Origin of the sequence: Polynucleobacter ibericus (assembly GCF_018687955.1) — a bacterium.
GTDB lineage: Bacteria > Pseudomonadota > Gammaproteobacteria > Burkholderiales > Burkholderiaceae > Polynucleobacter > Polynucleobacter ibericus.
This window is the reverse complement of sequence record NZ_CP061309.1, coordinates 764,977-781,610: the sequence shown is the minus strand read 5'-3', so window position 1 is coordinate 781,610 and position 16,634 is coordinate 764,977. Positions and strand designations below refer to the sequence as shown.

Genomic DNA, 16,634 nt, shown 5'->3' with positions numbered 1-16,634 from the left:
GATTAATCCTGTTTATATATTTGTGTGTATGTTGAGTTATGAAGACGATTATTTCGTGATCACGTAACCTTTGAGTTTGGCAAATGCCGCATTCAGTAATGACTTCTGCTGTTCTTGGTGGAGATGGGCGTAACCACAAGCTGGTGATGCTGATGCAGGACGGCCCGCATAGCCCAACTTCATGCCATCAGACATATTTTCCAAGATATTGTGCTGTACAAAGAACCAGGCACCTTGGTTTTGTGGCTCATCTTGACACCACACCACATCCTCTAGCTTTGGATACTTTTTCATTTCAGCAGTCACTGCTTTGTGCGGGAATGGATACAACTGCTCTAAGCGAATAATGGCAACATCGCCAATCTTCTTCTCAGCACGCTGCTTCACCAAGTCGTAATAGACCTTGCCTGAGCACATTACCAAACGGGTAACTTGCTTTGGATCAATGGTGTCATCACGCTCACCAATCACAGTTTGGAAACCGCCTTTTGTGAACTCAGATAAAGGTGACGCAGCTTCTTTATTACGCAGCAATGATTTTGGTGTCATCAAGATCAGCGGCTTGCGGAACTGACGAATCATCTGACGACGCAATACGTGGAAGATTTGCGCAGCAGTAGTCGGCTGAATCACTTGCATATTGGTATCAGCACACAACTGCATGAAACGCTCCAGACGTGCAGAGGAATGCTCTGGACCCTGGCCCTCATAACCGTGCGGCAACATCATGACCAAACCGTTGGCGCGACCCCACTTCACCTCACCTGATGCGATGAACTGGTCAATAACCACTTGAGCGCCGTTAGCAAAGTCACCGAACTGCGCTTCCCAAATAGTTAAGGTGTTCGGTTCTGCAGCGGCGTAACCGTATTCAAAACCAAGTACCGCCTCTTCAGAAAGAATCGAGTCAATCACCACAAACGGTGCTTGATCTTTAGTCACATGCTGGAGCGCAATGTAAGTGCCGGTATCCCACTTCTCACGGTTTTGCTCATGCAATACCGCATGACGGTGGGTAAAGGTACCGCGTCCGCTATCTTCGCCAGATAAACGTACTGGATAACCGCTTGCAACCAAGGAAGCGAAAGCCATGTGCTCACCCATGCCCCAGTCAACATTTGCCTCGCCACGACCCATTGCTGCGCGATCGTTATAGACCTTCGCAACTAATGGATGAGCCTTGAAGTCGGCTGGAATGGTTGAAATCTTCTCGGCCAAACGTTTCCACTCAGTTAATGGAATCGCTGTATCGGCTTCATCAGTCCACTTCTTATTCAAGAAAGGCGCCCAATCAACCGCAAACTTACCTTTGAAGTTACTCAAGACTGGATCAGAAGTTTGCTTACCCTCGTCCATCGCGGCACGGTACTCTTTGACCATCAGGTCGCCGGTACCAACAGGTAATACACCTTGAGCTTCTAATCTGTCGGCATAAACCTTACGTGTGCCAGGATGCGCAGCAATAATTTTGTACATCAAAGGCTGGGTCATTGCAGGCGTATCTTGCTCGTTGTGACCCAATTTACGGAAGCAGATAATGTCAATTGCAACATCCTTGTGAAACTTCATGCGGAATTCAAGAGCTAACTTTGTAGCTAAAACTACCGCTTCAGGATCATCACCATTTACATGCAATACAGGCGCATCCACAATCTTCATGATGTCGGTGCAATACAAACTCGAACGCAAGTCGCGCGGATCTGATGTAGTGAAACCAATCTGATTATTAATAACGATATGGACGGTGCCGCCAGTGGAATACCCACGTACTTCAGACATCGCCAAAGTCTCTTGCATTACACCCTGACCTGCAATCGCTGCATCACCGTGAACTAACACTGGCATTACTTGCTCACCCAACATGTCACCACGACGCTCCATACGAGCGCGAGCAGAGCCTTCAACGACTGGGTTAACGATCTCTAAATGGGATGGGTTAAATGCCAATGACAAGTGAACCGGTCCGCCAGGAGTGGAAATATCGCTGGAGAAACCTTGGTGGTATTTAACGTCACCGGCAGGCAATGTTTCTGGGCCCTTGTGCTCAAACTCAGCAAACAAGTCTTTTGGCATCTTGCCTAGAGTATTTACCAGTACGTTGAGACGACCGCGGTGGGCCATACCAATCACAATCTCTTGAACGCCTTTATTACCAGCATCACGGATTAGCTCATCCATACAGGCGATGAAACTTTCACCACCCTCGAGGGAGAAGCGCTTTTGACCAACGTATTTGGCCTGGAGGTAACGCTCTAAGCCTTCAGCAGCAGTCACGCGATCCAAGATCTGACGCTTCTCTTCCACATTAAATTGTGGAGTTGAGCGAATAGACTCTAATTTTTCTTGCCACCACTTCTTAATTTTCTGGTCGGCAATAAACATGAACTCGACACCAATCGTGCCGCAATAGGTTTCGCGCAATGCTTGAAGCAAATCGCGCAAGGACATTTCGTTTTTGCCGAAGAATGTATTACTGGTATTGAAGACGATATCCATATCGCCATCAGTGAAGCCATAGAAAGCGGGATCTAACTCAGGAATATCCTGGCGCTCTGTCCGCTTTAATGGATCTAAGTTTGCCCAGCGATTGCCAACGTTACGATACGCGGCAATTAACTGCTGAACAGCAACGCGTTTGCGGCCCATCTCTGAGTCAGCCGAATCAGAAATCGTTCTGATAGGACCTTGCTTAGCGCGCTCAGCAAATGAAGCAACAATCGGTCCATGGGCAATGTCAGTTCTAGATGAACCGTCAACTGCTGGAACCTGTTTTACGTTATCGAAATAATCTCGCCAGTGATCAGCTACGGAAGCTGGATCGTGCAAGTAGGATTCGTAGAGTTCCTCTACGTAGGGGGCGTTTCCGCCGAAGAGATAGGAGTTATCTCTTTGATCCTGCATCATGATGCTCACCTTTCATCGGGTTTCCCGATTAAAAACTGTGGTTAAAACCATCCGCTCTACGGCTATACCGCTTCACGAATTGATCTGTGCAAATACCGGTACTACGACAGTAATTTAACACGAATGACCATTGATACATAAAGGGCTTTCCCTGATTTTCAGGGATTCAGGGGTATCTCCCTATCCAAGAGGAATGAATAAGAACTTTCCTACCCCGCTTTAAAGGTTTGCCGACAGATTCAAATGGATTTGATTTTTATTCTCTAAATCTTCAAACAATTAAATGAAATCAAGGGAAATATGAAATCAATTACCCCAGAAACGGAATATCTCAGTACTCGTCAAAGCGCCAAGATTTTGCAGGTTTCCTTGGGTACAGTTCAGAAAATGGTAGAACTCGGTGAGCTGATTGCCTGGAAAACCCGTGGCGGACACAGGCGAATATTGGCCAGCTCTTTAGAGCAGCAGTTACAACGCAGAAAAAGAGCCATGCGGCAAAAAACTACCCAAAACTGCGTAGCCATGGGGATATTTAGACGATCTGAGAATGGTCAGGAGCTAATGGAATCTATTGCCGACTGGCAACTCAAAGTTGATATGGAAATGGCGGTTGATAGCCTAGAGGGGCTCATGAAAGCAGTCTCAATTGCCCCTGATCTCATCTTTTTGGATGCCCTTATACCCCCTGTTGAGCAGGTTCATCTGATACATTATCTGAGTAAAAACAAGGACACACAGCGCATACCTATTTTAGTAGATGAAGGTTTTATTAAGCTTCACCCTGGGGTAGTAACACTGGTTGATGAAAATTCCGGCGCCAAGCACCCTTTGAGTGAAAATATTAAAAAGGAGCTTGAAAACGGCTTAATTGACCTTAATCCGCTCATTATTGGCTATCCTGCCACCAATCCAGAGGCAGAAGATGCATGGGCACAGGGATCCAGACATGACTTGCTTGAACCCTTATTTGTGGAGGCTCTTGCTAGAAAGTGTGTTTAGGGCAAGCAAAGGAAAGAAAAGGCCGCTAAAGAGCGGCCTTTACATTTAAACTCAATTAAAACAATAGCTTAGATCAAGTAGCTGCTACGATCCCTACCCTCAATCCACTTAGGCGCTTTACCGCGACCAGTCCAAGTCTCACCTGTAGAGGAATTGCGATACTTAGGGGCTACCTTGCCACCAGTACTTTTAACGCCGGCTTTACGGCTAAATAAATCAGTAGCGGTAAGGTTGTACTGCTCAATAATTAACTTAGCCTTAGCGATACCATCAGCCTTTTCCAAGGCAATTGCTTCTTTAATCTGTTTATCCAACTGCTCACGTTGGGCTAAAAGCTCTTTGTAAGAAGGCATATTGTTTTCAATCTCCGAGTAATAAATTGTTATATACAGACTATATTAATCTGTAATAGAAGATCATTATATATAAATTAATCTATCAGGCAATATATTATCGGATGATTAACTTATATTTAATAGTGCTATATTAATTAAATTAAATAAAATATATAATCATTATAAATACTATGATTAATCAAGGTGCACCTGATTTTCTAAGCATAAATGTGCCACTAGATTTAGCGGTTATCTCCCCCGCCTCATTCAAAACAATGGCTTCACAATAATTAATCGTTTTACCGGACTTCAGGATACTGCCTTCAACCGCAATTTTGCCAACACTAGGCCGTAGGAAGCTCACGGTCATATCTATAGTCATCGCACCCAAAGGGACATCTGTAGTACTTCTGGCTGCTGCCCCCATCGCAAAATCTAACAGGGTCATGATGACGCCGCCATGCGCGATACCAAAACTATTCTCATACTCAGGCCTTATTTCTAGACTGATACGAGACTTCCCGTCTTTTGCATATTCCGGAACCACACCTAAATGCGCCAAAAAAGGAATTTTTAGGCCGAAGTATTCAATGGATTTATTTGTACTTGTCATGGAGTGGGCACTTTAGAGATTGAGGATTTGAATGGTCGGGGCGAGAGGATTTGAACCTCCGACCACATGCACCCCATGCATGTACGCTACCAGGCTGCGCTACGCCCCGACGAAAGACAAAATTGTAGCAGTAACTATTTAGAGAGAATCTGCAGAACGGCTTGTAATTCTTCGCGAAGACGTAAGTCGCCGCGAGCTTCCTCAAGGCGATTGCGTGCACCACTAATCGTAAATCCTTCTTCGTACAGAAGTGAACGAATTTTTCTAATTAAGACCACCTCATGATGCTGGTAATAGCGGCGGTTACCACGACGCTTCTGAGGGCTAAGCTGGGTAAACTCCTGCTCCCAATAGCGCAGAACGTGTGAGCGAACACCGCAAAGATCGGCTACCTCACCAATAGTGAAGTAACGCTTAGCGGGTATCGGAGGAAGTTGAGAGCTCAGCAGCGCTGAGCTGGCATCAAACTCGGTTTTCTCGAGCATGTGACTCCACTACATCTTTAAGCTTTTGACTGGCGTGAAAAGTAACTACGCGTCTGGCAGCAATCGGAATCATTTGACCTGTTTTTGGATTTCGGCCAGGACGAGCCGATTTATTGCGCAACTGGAAATTACCAAAGCCTGAAATCTTGACTTCAACACCCGTCTCAAGTGACTGGCCAATGCGATCAAAGAAAGCATCAATCATGTCTTTCGCTTCACGCTTATTTAGTCCCACTTGATCAAAGAGAGCTTCAGATAGCTCATTCTTGGTAACGGTGTCGTTAGAAATCAATTCAGTCATTGCTTGTCTCTTTGGTAACTAATTAATTATTTGATTTATGCCTAATATTAAACCTAGCGAAGACGCGCTGCGCATTTTTTCTCAACGGCGCTCAATAAAGCAGCCATTACTGCATCAATTTGGGGGTCCTGCAAAGTTTCACTAGGGTTTAGGAGGTTGACTCGGAAAGCTAAGCTTTTCTCGTCATCGGCCATGCTGCTCGATCCTGCCTTAGGTTTGAACTCATCAAAGAGCTCAATATTGCGCACAAAATTCTGCTTACTTGCAAACATGGCATCCAATAAAGATTGCGCGGAAACACTTTGCTTGACTACCAAAGCTAAATCTCGTTGCACTGCAGGAAATTTACTTAACTCTTCTGGAATCGGTAAACCCAGTTCGCGAATAGGATCTAAATCCAACTCAAATAGAACTGGTGCTTGCGGTAATTCGTAGGCTTGTTGCAAACCAGGATGCAATTCACCTATCCAACCAATGGCAATATTGTTTTTTCCGGACTTCAAAGTTACCCGGGCAGAGCGACCGGGATGCAGTGCTGGATGTTGTGCGCCTTCTGTTACAAAATGAAGCGGATCTAAAACACGCTCAAGGTCACCCTTTACATCAAAGAAATCTACTGCACGCGTTGCATTAGCCCACTGCTCAGGTACGAATGAACCATAAGCAAGGCCACCGATTTTTTGCGGTTGATGAAAACCGGTTACTTTGCCAGCTTCTTCTTGCACATTAGAGTCACGCTTAAATACGCGACCAGTCTCAAACAAGCGAACACGACCTGCTCCGCGGTTCAAATTAGCTTTAAGGTTGCCAAGCAAGCCACCCCATAGATTGCTGCGCATCACGCCATATTGATTGGCGATTGGATTGAGCACCTTAATGAGGTCCTGCTCTTTAGCTCCCGCTAAACGCTGCTCACTTTCAAGATCCGTGAAACCAAAGTTGACCGCCTCTTGGTAACCTTGCAAAGCTAAACGTTGACGCAATAAATGAATACCACGCTTCGCTTCCGCTTTAGCACTCATCTTCAATGAGGCTACTGGTGGTTGATCAGGGATATTTTCAAAGCCGTACATGCGTGCGACTTCTTCAATTAAGTCTTCTTCGATTTCAATATCAAAGCGATAGCTTGGAGGTGTAACAACAAAAGCATCACCCTCTTGCTTGAATTCAAAACCGAGACGCTTAAATACATCCGCTACTACTTCACTTGTTAGTGGAATGCCGATAACTTTTTCGGCCCTAGCCAAACGCATTTTGACCGGCTTACGCTCAGGAAGATTGAGAACTTGATCATCGACAGGGCCTGCTTGACCACCGCAAACCTCAATGATTAAAGCACTGAGATATTCCAAGCAATTAACTGTGTTTTGCGGATCTACGCCGCGTTCAAAACGATGAGCAGCATCTGTGCTGAAATTAAAACGACGTGCACGTCCTTGGATTGCTGAAGGCAACCAATAAGCCGCTTCAACATAGATATTCTCAGTGTCATCAGTTACTGCGCAGTGATTTCCGCCCATGATGCCTGCAAGTGCTACTGGACCATTCTGATCAGCAACAACCCCTGCTTCTTGCATCTTGCCTGCAGAGTCTGGGCCTTGCAAGGTCACTGTTTGACCGTTGAGAAGCTCCAGTGTTTCACCTGCTTTTGCCCAGCGAACATTGATATCGCCATTCAATTTATCAATATCAAATACATGGGTTGGTTGGCCCATTTCTAACATCACATAGTTAGATAGATCCACCAAAGCAGAAATACTTCTTTGACCAGCATTACAAAGACGCTGAATCATCCAATCAGGAGTTTTAGCTTGCGGATTCACACCACGAATTACTCGACCAGCAAAGCGTCCGCAAAGCTCTTTATTTTCTACTGTGACTTTACGCTTATCTTCGATTGTTACTGCAGGCGGAGTCCACTTTGGCGCACAGAGTGTAGCGCCAGTGATTGCTGAGACTTCTCTTGCCATCCCCATTAATGAGAGGCAATCGGCTTTGTTTGGCGTTAATTTAATGACAAAGATTTGATCATCGAGATTGAGGTACTCACGAATATCTTTTCCAACTGGGGCATCTTCAGGTAACTCGAGAATGCCTTCGTGATCATCACCTAAACCAAGTTCACGACCTGAGCAGAGCATGCCTTGACTCTCAACACCACGCAGCTTGCCAACCTTAATCATGAATGGCTTGCCACCTGCTTCAGCTGGAGGCAGCTCAGCACCAACTATCGCGCATGGGATTTTGATACTAGCACGTGCGTTAGGAGCTCCACATACGATTTGCAGTTCTTGACCGGTACCCGCATCTACTTTGCAAACTCGTAAACGATCTGCATCTGGGTGTTGCTCTGCAGACAGAATCTGTGCAACGACGATCTTGGTAAATGCAGGTGCAACTGAATGCTGCTCTTCAACCTCTAAACCAGCCATTGTCATTGCATGACCCAGTGCATCACTGTCGAGTGATGGGTTTACATACTGACGAAGCCAAGATTCAGAAAATTGCATAGCGCTCTATATAAATTTGTAATATTGATTTGTTATGCAGGGAACTGCGCTAAGAAACGAAGATCGTTTTCAAAGAAAAGACGTAAATCGTCAACGCCATAACGTAACATCGTTAAACGCTCTAAACCAGAACCAAAGGCAAAGCCGGTATAGCGTTCTGGGTCGATACCCATATTACGCAGTACGTTTGGATGCACCTGCCCTGCCCCAGAGATCTCTAACCAGCGGCCGGCAAGCTTACCGCTACCAAAAGCCATATCGATTTCAGCAGAAGGTTCTGTGAATGGGAAATACGAAGGGCGGAAACGAACCTGTAATTCATTTGTTTCAAAGAAGGTTCTCAAGAAATCGGTGTATACACCCTTTAGATCTGCAAAAGAAACTGTTTCTGCAATCCAGAGGCCTTCAACTTGATGGAACATCGGAGAATGCGTTGCATCACTATCTACACGATAGGTTCTTCCTGGTGCAATCACTTTAATTGGTGGCATCACATCAGTGTTGGCGTATTTCTTGACATGCTCACTTGCATAACGAACCTGAATGGGGCTGGTATGCGTGCGTAATAACAAAGGCTTCTCGTTCGAGTCTTTGCCATCAATGTAAAAGGTATCCTGCATTGATCGCGCAGGATGATTCTCAGGACTATTTAAGGCGGTGAAATTAAACCAATCGGTTTCAATTTCTGGGCCGTCTGCTACATCAAAACCAATCGAACGGAAGATCTCCTCAACACGTTCCCAGGTTCGCATTACAGGATGTAAGCTACCTACTGCTTGGCCACGGCCAGGCAAGGATACGTCAATGGACTCTGCCGCGAGACGTTGCATTAACACAGCATCAGCCAATGCTTGGCGACGCTCTTGTAATGCAGTTTCTACTTGAGTTTTGATTTGATTAATTTGGGCGCCAGCACTCTTGCGCTCCTCAGGCGACATTCCACCAAGCGCTTTTAAACGCTCAGTGAGAACACCTGACTTACCGAGATACTTGGCTTTCGCGTCCTCTAGAGCTGCCGCATCGGCAGCTCCGAGGAAATCACGTTTAGCATCCTCGACAATGTGGTCGAGAGAAACCATTGCAGCTTAGTTTAAAAAACTAAGATTAAGCTGCAGCGTTTACTACGGATTTGATCCGAGTAACCAAAGCAGCGAAAGCCGCTTTGTCAGCAATGGCCATATCAGAAAGCACTTTGCGATCGAGTTCGATTGCGGCTTTCTTCATACCATTCATGAATACGCTATAGGTCATGTCATGCTGACGAACTGCCGCGTTGATACGAGCAATCCACAAAGCGCGGAATACACGTTTCTTATTGCGACGGTCACGATATGCATATTGACCAGCACGCATAACCGCTTGCTTAGCAATACGGAATACGTTCTTGCGACGGCCACGGTAACCTGTAGCAGCATCGGTGATTTTCTTATGACGGGCTCTTGCTGTAACCCCACGTTTGACTCTTGGCATTTAATTCTCCTAATCTAGTCTGAGGTTAAGCGTATGGAAGCATGGAGCGAATTGACTTAACGTCAGCTTTCGCAACTTCTGTGGAACCACGGAGGTGACGCTTATTCTTTGTGGTCTTCTTGGTGAGGATGTGGCGTTTGAAAGCCTGACCTCGTTTAATCGTTCCGCCTGCGCGAACCGTGAAGCGCTTTTTAGCGCTACTCTTGCTCTTCATCTTGGGCATAAAGCACCCCTTCAATTACTTGTGCAACATAGGTGGTAACCGACGGTTACGCTTCCTGTACCTAGGAGCACTTCAAACTACCAGCACCTTTCAGTGCCTCCCTACATAAGAACCAGGTAGAACCTGGTTACTTAGCCTTACGAATGGGGGCCAATACCATCACCATCTGGCGGCCTTCCATCTTTGGAAACTGTTCGACTTGGCCGTATTCAACGAGATCCAACTTCAAACGCTCCAACATTCTGACTCCGATTTCTTGGTGGGCCATTTCACGACCCCGAAACCGCAGCGTAATCTTTGTCTTATCGCCATCTTCCAAAAAGCGGATTAGATTGCGTAGCTTCACACCGTAGTCACCATCATCAGTACCAGGGCGGAATTTCACTTCCTTCACCTGAATAACTTTTTGCTTCAGCTTTGCTTCATGCATCCGCTTAGCTTCTTGGTATTTGAATTTGCCAAAGTCCATGATGCGGACTACAGGTGGCACAGCAGTCGGAGCAATTTCAACCAAGTCGGTTTCTTTCTCTTCTGCTAAAGCCAAGGCTTCACTCAACTTAACTACACCGATGGGCTCTCCATCTATTCCAATCAAACGCACTTCAGGAGCAGTAATTTCCCGGTTTATGCGCTGCAATTTTTCAGTAGCGATCTTCTTAATTCCTTTAAAAAAACAATAAAAACCGTTCTAACCCTAGCTAGGCTCGGGTCCGACTTTTTGGGATACATCCTGCTGGAGTCGGGCAACGAAAGCATCAATAGGCATTACACCTAAATCCACTCCGCCACGGGCACGAACGGCCACCGTATTACTTTCAGATTCTTTATCCCCTACAACCAATAAAAATGGGATCTTCTGTAATGCGTGCTCGCGTATTTTATACGTAATTTTCTCGTTCCGCAAATCCGATTCGACTCTAAACCCTTGTTTTTTCAGTAATTGCTGCACTTTTTGTGCGTATGCAGCAGAATTTCCCGAGATATTGAGGACTACAGCTTGGGTCGGAGCCAGCCAAACTGGCATGTTTCCAGCGTGATTTTCAATCAAAATACCGATAAAACGCTCTAAAGAGCCCACAATTGCCCTATGGAGCATGACTGGAGTCTTACGACTATTGTCTTCAGCCACATATTCAGCACCTAAACGGGCCGGCATGGAGAAGTCCACCTGGATCGTGCCGCACTGCCATGTACGCCCAATAGAGTCCTTGAGGTGATATTCGATCTTCGGACCGTAAAAAGCACCCTCGCCTGGCAATTCTTCCCATTCTTGGCCAGAAGCCTTGAGGGCGCCACGAAGTGCCTCTTCAGCTTTATCCCATATTGCATCGTCACCGACACGCTTAGCAGGACGTAAAGCGAGCTTTACAGCCACTTCGGTAAAGCCAAAATCTTGATAGACGGCGCGCACTGCTTTATCAAAAGCTGCAACCTCAGATTGAATTTGATCTTCAGTACAGAAAATATGGCCATCGTCTTGTGTGAAACCACGTACACGCATCAAACCATGTAAGGCGCCCGACGGTTCATTGCGGTGACATTGACCAAACTCACCAAAGCGCAATGGCAATTCACGATAGCTATGCAAACCCGAGTTATAAATTTGTACGTGACCTGGACAGTTCATCGGCTTTAATGCATACGCACGATTCTCCGACTCCGTCGTAAACATATTTTCTTTGTAGTTTTCCCAGTGGCCTGATTTTTCCCAAAGACCGCGATCCAAAATCTGTGGTGCTTTAACTTCTTGATAGCCTTCTTGTTGATATACACGACGCATGTATTGCTCAACTTCTTGCCAAATAGACCAGCCTTTTGGATGCCAGAAAATTAAACCTGGAGCTTCTTCTTGGAAATGGAATAAATCGAGTTGTTTGCCGAGGCGGCGATGATCTCGCTTCTCAGACTCTTCAAGCATATGCAAGTAAGCATCTTGATCTTCTTTACGTAACCAGGCTGTACCGTAAATACGCTGCAACATCTCATTCTTGCTATCGCCACGCCAGTAAGCGCCAGCCAGCTTCATGAGCTTAAATACCTTGAGCTTACCAGTGGATGGTACGTGAGGCCCACGACATAAATCAGTGAACTTACCTTCGGCATATAAAGAAACATCTTCGCCTTGAGGAATGCTGGCAATCAATTCTGCTTTGTAGTTTTCGCCCTGCTTTTTAAAAAACTCAACTGCGTCATCGCGCGGCATCACAGTACGAGTCACCGGCTCATCTTTTTTAGAGAGCTCAGTCATTTTCTTTTCTAAAGCAACTAAGTCATCCGGAGTAAATGGACGATGATAAGAAAAGTCATAGTAAAAACCATTCTCGATCACTGGGCCAATTGTGACCTGTGCTTCAGGGAATAATTCTTTAACGGCATACGCTAATAAATGTGCAGTCGAGTGGCGAACAATCTCTAAGGCTTCTGGACTCTTATCAGTAATGATGGCAAGTTGGCTATCTTTATCAATGACAAAACTGGTATCCACCATCTTGCCATCAACTATGCCGCCCAAGGCAGCTTTTGCAAGACCACTACCGATGCTTTGAGCCACATCCGCAACGCGAACTGGTGCCTCAAACTCACGTTTTGATCCATCGGGCAGAGTAACTACAAGCATGATGACCCCATCTTCTTTACTGAACTTCATTTCTGACATCTTTCCCAAAAAGAAAGCGCGGTAGCTTTTGGGCATCCGCGCCTCTTTGGATTCCTAATGGAGATCCTTTTTGGGTCTTATTCGTTGGTAGGCTCGATTGGACTCGAACCAACGACCCCCACCATGTCAAGGTGGTGCTCTAACCAGCTGAGCTACGAGCCTATATAGCCATAGAGTTTATCACCGGCGGCGCACTTGGGTGACCCCTTTGACCTCTTCTAAGCTGTTTTGCACCAGTCGTAGGACCTCGGAATCCTTCACCTCAATCGTTAAAAGGATCTGGGTAAGGCCTTTTTTAGCGGATTTACGCAGATCAATGACATGAACGCCTTGCCTAGTGAGAATCTCAAACAGCTCCCGCATTAACTCAGGTCGATCTAAGCCCGTCACTACTAAATCCGCAGGAAACACCTTTTTTTGCTCTTGATTTGCCACGGGATCAGCCGCAGAAGCAGTCCACGCAGTTTGAATCACGCGCTCTGGTGCTCTTTCTAATAAACCTCTAAATGTTTTGCAGGAGCGCCGATGTATGGAGACTCCTCTACCTTGCGTCACAAAGCCTGCGATGGCATCCGGAGGAACAGGCCGGCAGCAACGAGCCAACTGCGTGAGTAAAGAATCCACGCCAACCACCAAAACATCTCCACCTCGTCCCGCTTTATGACTGCTACTACGCAGAACAATTTCAGGCGCAGTGGCCACGACTTTGATATCTGAGTTTGCGTCTGGTTTATTTTCTACAGCCTTGTGCGACTGACCAGCCTCTTCATCATCAAGCGCATTAAACCAAGCACGCACTCGTTGACGCGCTCTTTGTGAGCGCACATAATTTTTATCGGGACTAATCCAATCCCGTGATGGACCACCATGTTTAACAGCGATGATCTCTATGGTTTGACCATTCATTAACGCTGTCTCTAGCGGCACCATCGCGCCATCTACTCGTGCGCCTCTGCAGCGATGACCTAGATTTGTATGGACTGCATAAGCAAAATCAATCGGTGTTGAACCCTTCTCCAGGGAGATCACTTTTCCTAAAGGAGTAAGTACGTAAATGTGATCATCAATCTCATGATGTTTGAGTTGCTCCCATGCATCTTCTTTCCAAGAGATCAGCTGACGAGCCCAGGCAATCTGCCTCTCATAGGCCACCTCAGCACTATGCGTGCCTTGTTGATGGGCAATACTGGGCTTATTGGTTTTTACAGGATTGGGCGGCGTTGCCATACCAATATAAGCGCCCTCTTTGTAACGCCAATGCGCAGCCAAACCAAATTCAGCCTGCTGATGCATTTCTTGTGTACGCACCTGAACCTCAAAGGCAGTGCCATCCTCATTCATCACCACTGTATGCAGGGATTGATAACCGTTTGGCTTAGGTCTTGCGATGTAATCATCAAACTCGCGAGGAACTGGTTGCCAGACGTTGTGCACGATACCTAGCACGGCATAACAAGACTTCACATCATCAACCAAAACGCGAAATGCTCTGACGTCATACAGATTAGCAAAATCTAAGGATTTGCCTTCCATCTTTTTCCAGATGCTATAGATATGTTTTGGTCTACCAAGTACTTCACCTTCAATGTGAGCAGCTTTTAATTCTGCTTGTAATTGCAAGACGATTTGATCGATGAATAATTGGCGCTCAATCCGTTTTGCATCGAGCATCTTAGCGATCTCTCGATAAGTTTGCGGTGAGAGAGCCCGAAATGCCAAGTCCTCCATCTCCCACTTCATCTGCCAAATACCTAGACGATTGGCCAATGAGGCATCGATGTTGAGAATTTCTTGAGCCCAAGCTGCAGGCATGTCAATCTTCTCTTGTGTAATCCAACGTAAGGTCTGCAGGCGGGAGGCAAGGTAAATCAGAACTACCCTTAAGTCATCACCGAACGCTAAAAGCATTTTTCGGAGCATCTCTTCTTGGCCAGTAACACTTAAGCCACCATCGTCACGCAGCAACTTTGCTTGTGCCTGACGTAAACCGCGGTAACCAATCAGTAACTTGGCAGACTCTTCACCAATAAGCTTGATAAGCGCTTCTTTGCCATGCGTACGAGCAATATTGCCTGCTGCAATGAGGGTTGCCTCGTCTAAGTTGAGAGTTTGCAGGATCTGCGAAACCCCAAGAGCGTGCGATTCTGCTGGCTCCCCATACCAAGCATCAATGAATATTGGATCTTTTTCTGAATTGCTAGGAGGGTTTGCCATCGGCAACTAAAAGTAATTAACTAAAGAACTCTTTTGCTAAAGCAATTTGCTCTTGCTTCACAAATGCTGGCGCATGACCTACATTGGGAATCTCGATACTCCGTGCATAAGGGTTGACTTTGCACATCTGCGCAACGGTGGCAGCAGAAAGCAGATCCGAATCACCACCACGCACAATCAACATCGGAATATGAATCTGCTTGAATGCGTGCCACATTGCCATCTCACCCGCTTTTGCCATGATGGGATTTACAGAAGCAAATGGTACAGAGATATCTGGGTCGTAATGCATGATCCATTTACCGTCCTTCTGAACGAGCATAGGGCCGTTATAGATCTCCCACTCCTCTGGAGTATGCTCACCAAAGGTGGCGCAGATTTCATTTAAACGAGTCATTGCAGCAGCGCGATCAGCAAAAGCAAATGGCTGGCCTACATAAGAACCAAGGCGTTTAATTGCCTCGGGCTCAATCTTGGGACCCACATCATTAATCAACATACGACGTATTGGTGAGTTTGGCATTGCGGCATACACCATACCAATCAAACCACCCATCGAAGTGCCTAACCAATCAATTTGGGAGACGCCTAACTTCTTCACTAACGTTGCGATATCAGATACATACTGAGGTACGGCATACATCATTGGATTGGCAAGGCGATCAGAGTCACCTCGACCAACGATATCCGGACACACTACGTAATAGTCTTTGCACATTGCTTGAGCAAGAGTCTTAAAGTCACTACCCCGTCTTGTGAGGCCATGAACACACATCAATACTGAATTACTTGGATTACCCCAAGCGTGATAGGCCATGCGGTGTTTTTCATCGCCACTAGTGCAATCAACATAAAAAGTTTCGCCATCATGAAATACATTTGCAGCTTGTGCTTCATTGTGAACTTCATGGCTCACGTGATCATGCTCATGATCGTGATCATCACCTACCTCTTCTGGCTGTAAAGTCACGTGATCGATACCGTGCTTATCTAGAAGCATCGCATTAATTCTGGCCATGATCTGTGGCCACTCTTGCATATTGGCTATTTCAATATGGCCAATCAGCGCTGGAAAGCTAGGGGTCATCTCCCAGACATGCAAATCATGTACCGCGAGCACACCGGGAACATTTCTTAAATCAGTACCCACTTGCAAGTAATCGATATGAAGCGGTACACCCTCCATGAGGAAGTGATAGGACTCTTTCAGAATGGAGATAGTCGATTTCAGAATAAGAAGGGAGACCAAAATCGAGAGAATGGCATCAATTGGCATCCAGCCTGTCAGCTGAATAACTACACCGGCAATCAGGGCTGCAATAGAGCCCAGTAAATCGCCCATGACATGAACCAAGGCAGCACGAGTATTAACACTTTTTTTATCGCGGGATAACACCCATGCAACCACGAGATTCATCACCAGGCCAATAGCGGCAACAACCGTTACCGTCAAGCCATCTACCTTATGTGGATCATAGAAGCGCGTGATTGCTTCATACACAATCCACACCACTAAAGCGAGCATCACAATACTATTTACAAAGGCAGCAAGTGCTTCAGCACGACCAAAACCAAAAGAATGCCTCGGGGATGGCGGACGACGAGAAATAATTTGTGCCAATAAGGCAAGACCCAGAGCTGCCGCATCAGTCACCATATGACCGGCATCGGAGATCAATGCTAAGGAATTCGCAAAGTAAGCCGCTGCACCCTCTACCCCTGAAAAGCCTAAAGTTAGAACAAGGGCAATTAAAAGTAAATTCTGATTGGAGACTTGCTTGCTATGGGTATGCTGTGCATCACCTTTTTTATGAGCATGGAGAGAGGAATCGGTTCCAGAGTTCATCATTGGCAAGGTGGATTTTGAATCAGAAGAATGGGATCCTGACATAGTGATCCCATTATTTCATTCATCTTGATAAAT

14 protein-coding genes and 2 tRNA genes are annotated in these 16,634 nt (G+C 46.1%); 1 reads left to right on the top strand and 15 read right to left on the bottom strand.

The annotated features are described in order from the left end of the window. Positions 1–48: 48 nt before the first annotated feature. Positions 49–2,904, bottom strand: coding sequence for a 2-oxoglutarate dehydrogenase E1 component (locus AOC20_RS04095; RefSeq protein WP_215361732.1), 2,856 nt, complete (start codon positions 2,902–2,904; stop codon positions 49–51). 300 nt (positions 2,905–3,204) lie between these two features. On the opposite strand from AOC20_RS04095, the gene AOC20_RS04090 reads away from it, so the two are divergent. Next, a complete protein-coding gene (locus AOC20_RS04090; RefSeq protein ID WP_215361730.1) occupies positions 3,205–3,903 on the top strand; it encodes a helix-turn-helix domain-containing protein in 699 nt (232 codons plus the stop codon). A 68-nt stretch (positions 3,904–3,971) separates the two neighbouring features. Here AOC20_RS04090 and AOC20_RS04085 read toward each other — a convergent pair whose 3' ends face one another. From AOC20_RS04085 to AOC20_RS09790, 14 genes are all read right to left on the bottom strand, one after another. Further along, positions 3,972–4,256, bottom strand: coding sequence for an H-NS histone family protein (locus AOC20_RS04085; protein WP_215361728.1), 285 nt, complete (start codon positions 4,254–4,256; stop codon positions 3,972–3,974). Positions 4,257–4,437: 181 nt separating this feature from the next. Further along, on the bottom strand, positions 4,438–4,851 hold the full coding sequence (locus tag AOC20_RS04080) for a PaaI family thioesterase (protein WP_215361726.1): 414 nt from the start codon (positions 4,849–4,851) through the stop codon (positions 4,438–4,440). Positions 4,852–4,883: 32 nt separating this feature from the next. Further along, a tRNA-Pro gene (locus AOC20_RS04075) sits at positions 4,884–4,960 on the bottom strand. A gap of 25 nt (positions 4,961–4,985) precedes the next feature. After that, positions 4,986–5,336, bottom strand: a complete 351-nt coding sequence (locus AOC20_RS04070; protein WP_215361724.1) for a MerR family transcriptional regulator — start codon at positions 5,334–5,336, stop codon at positions 4,986–4,988. Next, on the bottom strand, positions 5,314–5,637 hold the full coding sequence (locus tag AOC20_RS04065) for an integration host factor subunit alpha (protein WP_068321512.1): 324 nt from the start codon (positions 5,635–5,637) through the stop codon (positions 5,314–5,316). The genes AOC20_RS04070 and AOC20_RS04065 overlap by 23 nt, the downstream gene beginning before the upstream one ends. A 53-nt stretch (positions 5,638–5,690) precedes the next feature. Further along, positions 5,691–8,147, bottom strand: a complete 2,457-nt coding sequence (gene pheT, locus AOC20_RS04060) for a phenylalanine--tRNA ligase subunit beta (protein WP_215361723.1) — start codon at positions 8,145–8,147, stop codon at positions 5,691–5,693. A gap of 32 nt (positions 8,148–8,179) precedes the next feature. Continuing rightward, entirely contained in the window at positions 8,180–9,226 is a 1,047-nt protein-coding gene (gene pheS / locus AOC20_RS04055) for a phenylalanine--tRNA ligase subunit alpha (RefSeq protein WP_215361721.1), read from the bottom strand. A 25-nt stretch (positions 9,227–9,251) separates the two neighbouring features. Continuing rightward, positions 9,252–9,617: a 50S ribosomal protein L20 gene (gene rplT / locus AOC20_RS04050; RefSeq protein WP_011902675.1), complete on the bottom strand. Its 366-nt coding sequence runs from the start codon at positions 9,615–9,617 to the stop codon at positions 9,252–9,254. Between the two features lie 25 nt (positions 9,618–9,642). After that, entirely contained in the window at positions 9,643–9,840 is a 198-nt protein-coding gene (gene rpmI / locus AOC20_RS04045) for a 50S ribosomal protein L35 (protein WP_011902674.1), read from the bottom strand. A 127-nt stretch (positions 9,841–9,967) separates the two neighbouring features. Next, a complete protein-coding gene (gene infC / locus AOC20_RS04040) occupies positions 9,968–10,501 on the bottom strand; it encodes a translation initiation factor IF-3 (protein ID WP_374222774.1) in 534 nt (177 codons plus the stop codon). 33 nt (positions 10,502–10,534) lie between these two features. Next, complete coding sequence (gene thrS, locus AOC20_RS04035; protein WP_215362155.1) at positions 10,535–12,457, bottom strand: threonine--tRNA ligase; 1,923 nt, start codon at positions 12,455–12,457, stop codon at positions 10,535–10,537. Positions 12,458–12,581: 124 nt separating this feature from the next. Next, a tRNA-Val gene (locus tag AOC20_RS04030) sits at positions 12,582–12,658 on the bottom strand. An 18-nt stretch (positions 12,659–12,676) separates the two neighbouring features. Further along, complete coding sequence (locus tag AOC20_RS04025) at positions 12,677–14,710, bottom strand: RelA/SpoT family protein (RefSeq protein WP_215361718.1); 2,034 nt, start codon at positions 14,708–14,710, stop codon at positions 12,677–12,679. Between the two features lie 16 nt (positions 14,711–14,726). Then, positions 14,727–16,601, bottom strand: coding sequence for an alpha/beta fold hydrolase (locus AOC20_RS09790; protein WP_349814560.1), 1,875 nt, complete (start codon positions 16,599–16,601; stop codon positions 14,727–14,729). Between the last annotated feature and the right edge of the window lie 33 nt (positions 16,602–16,634).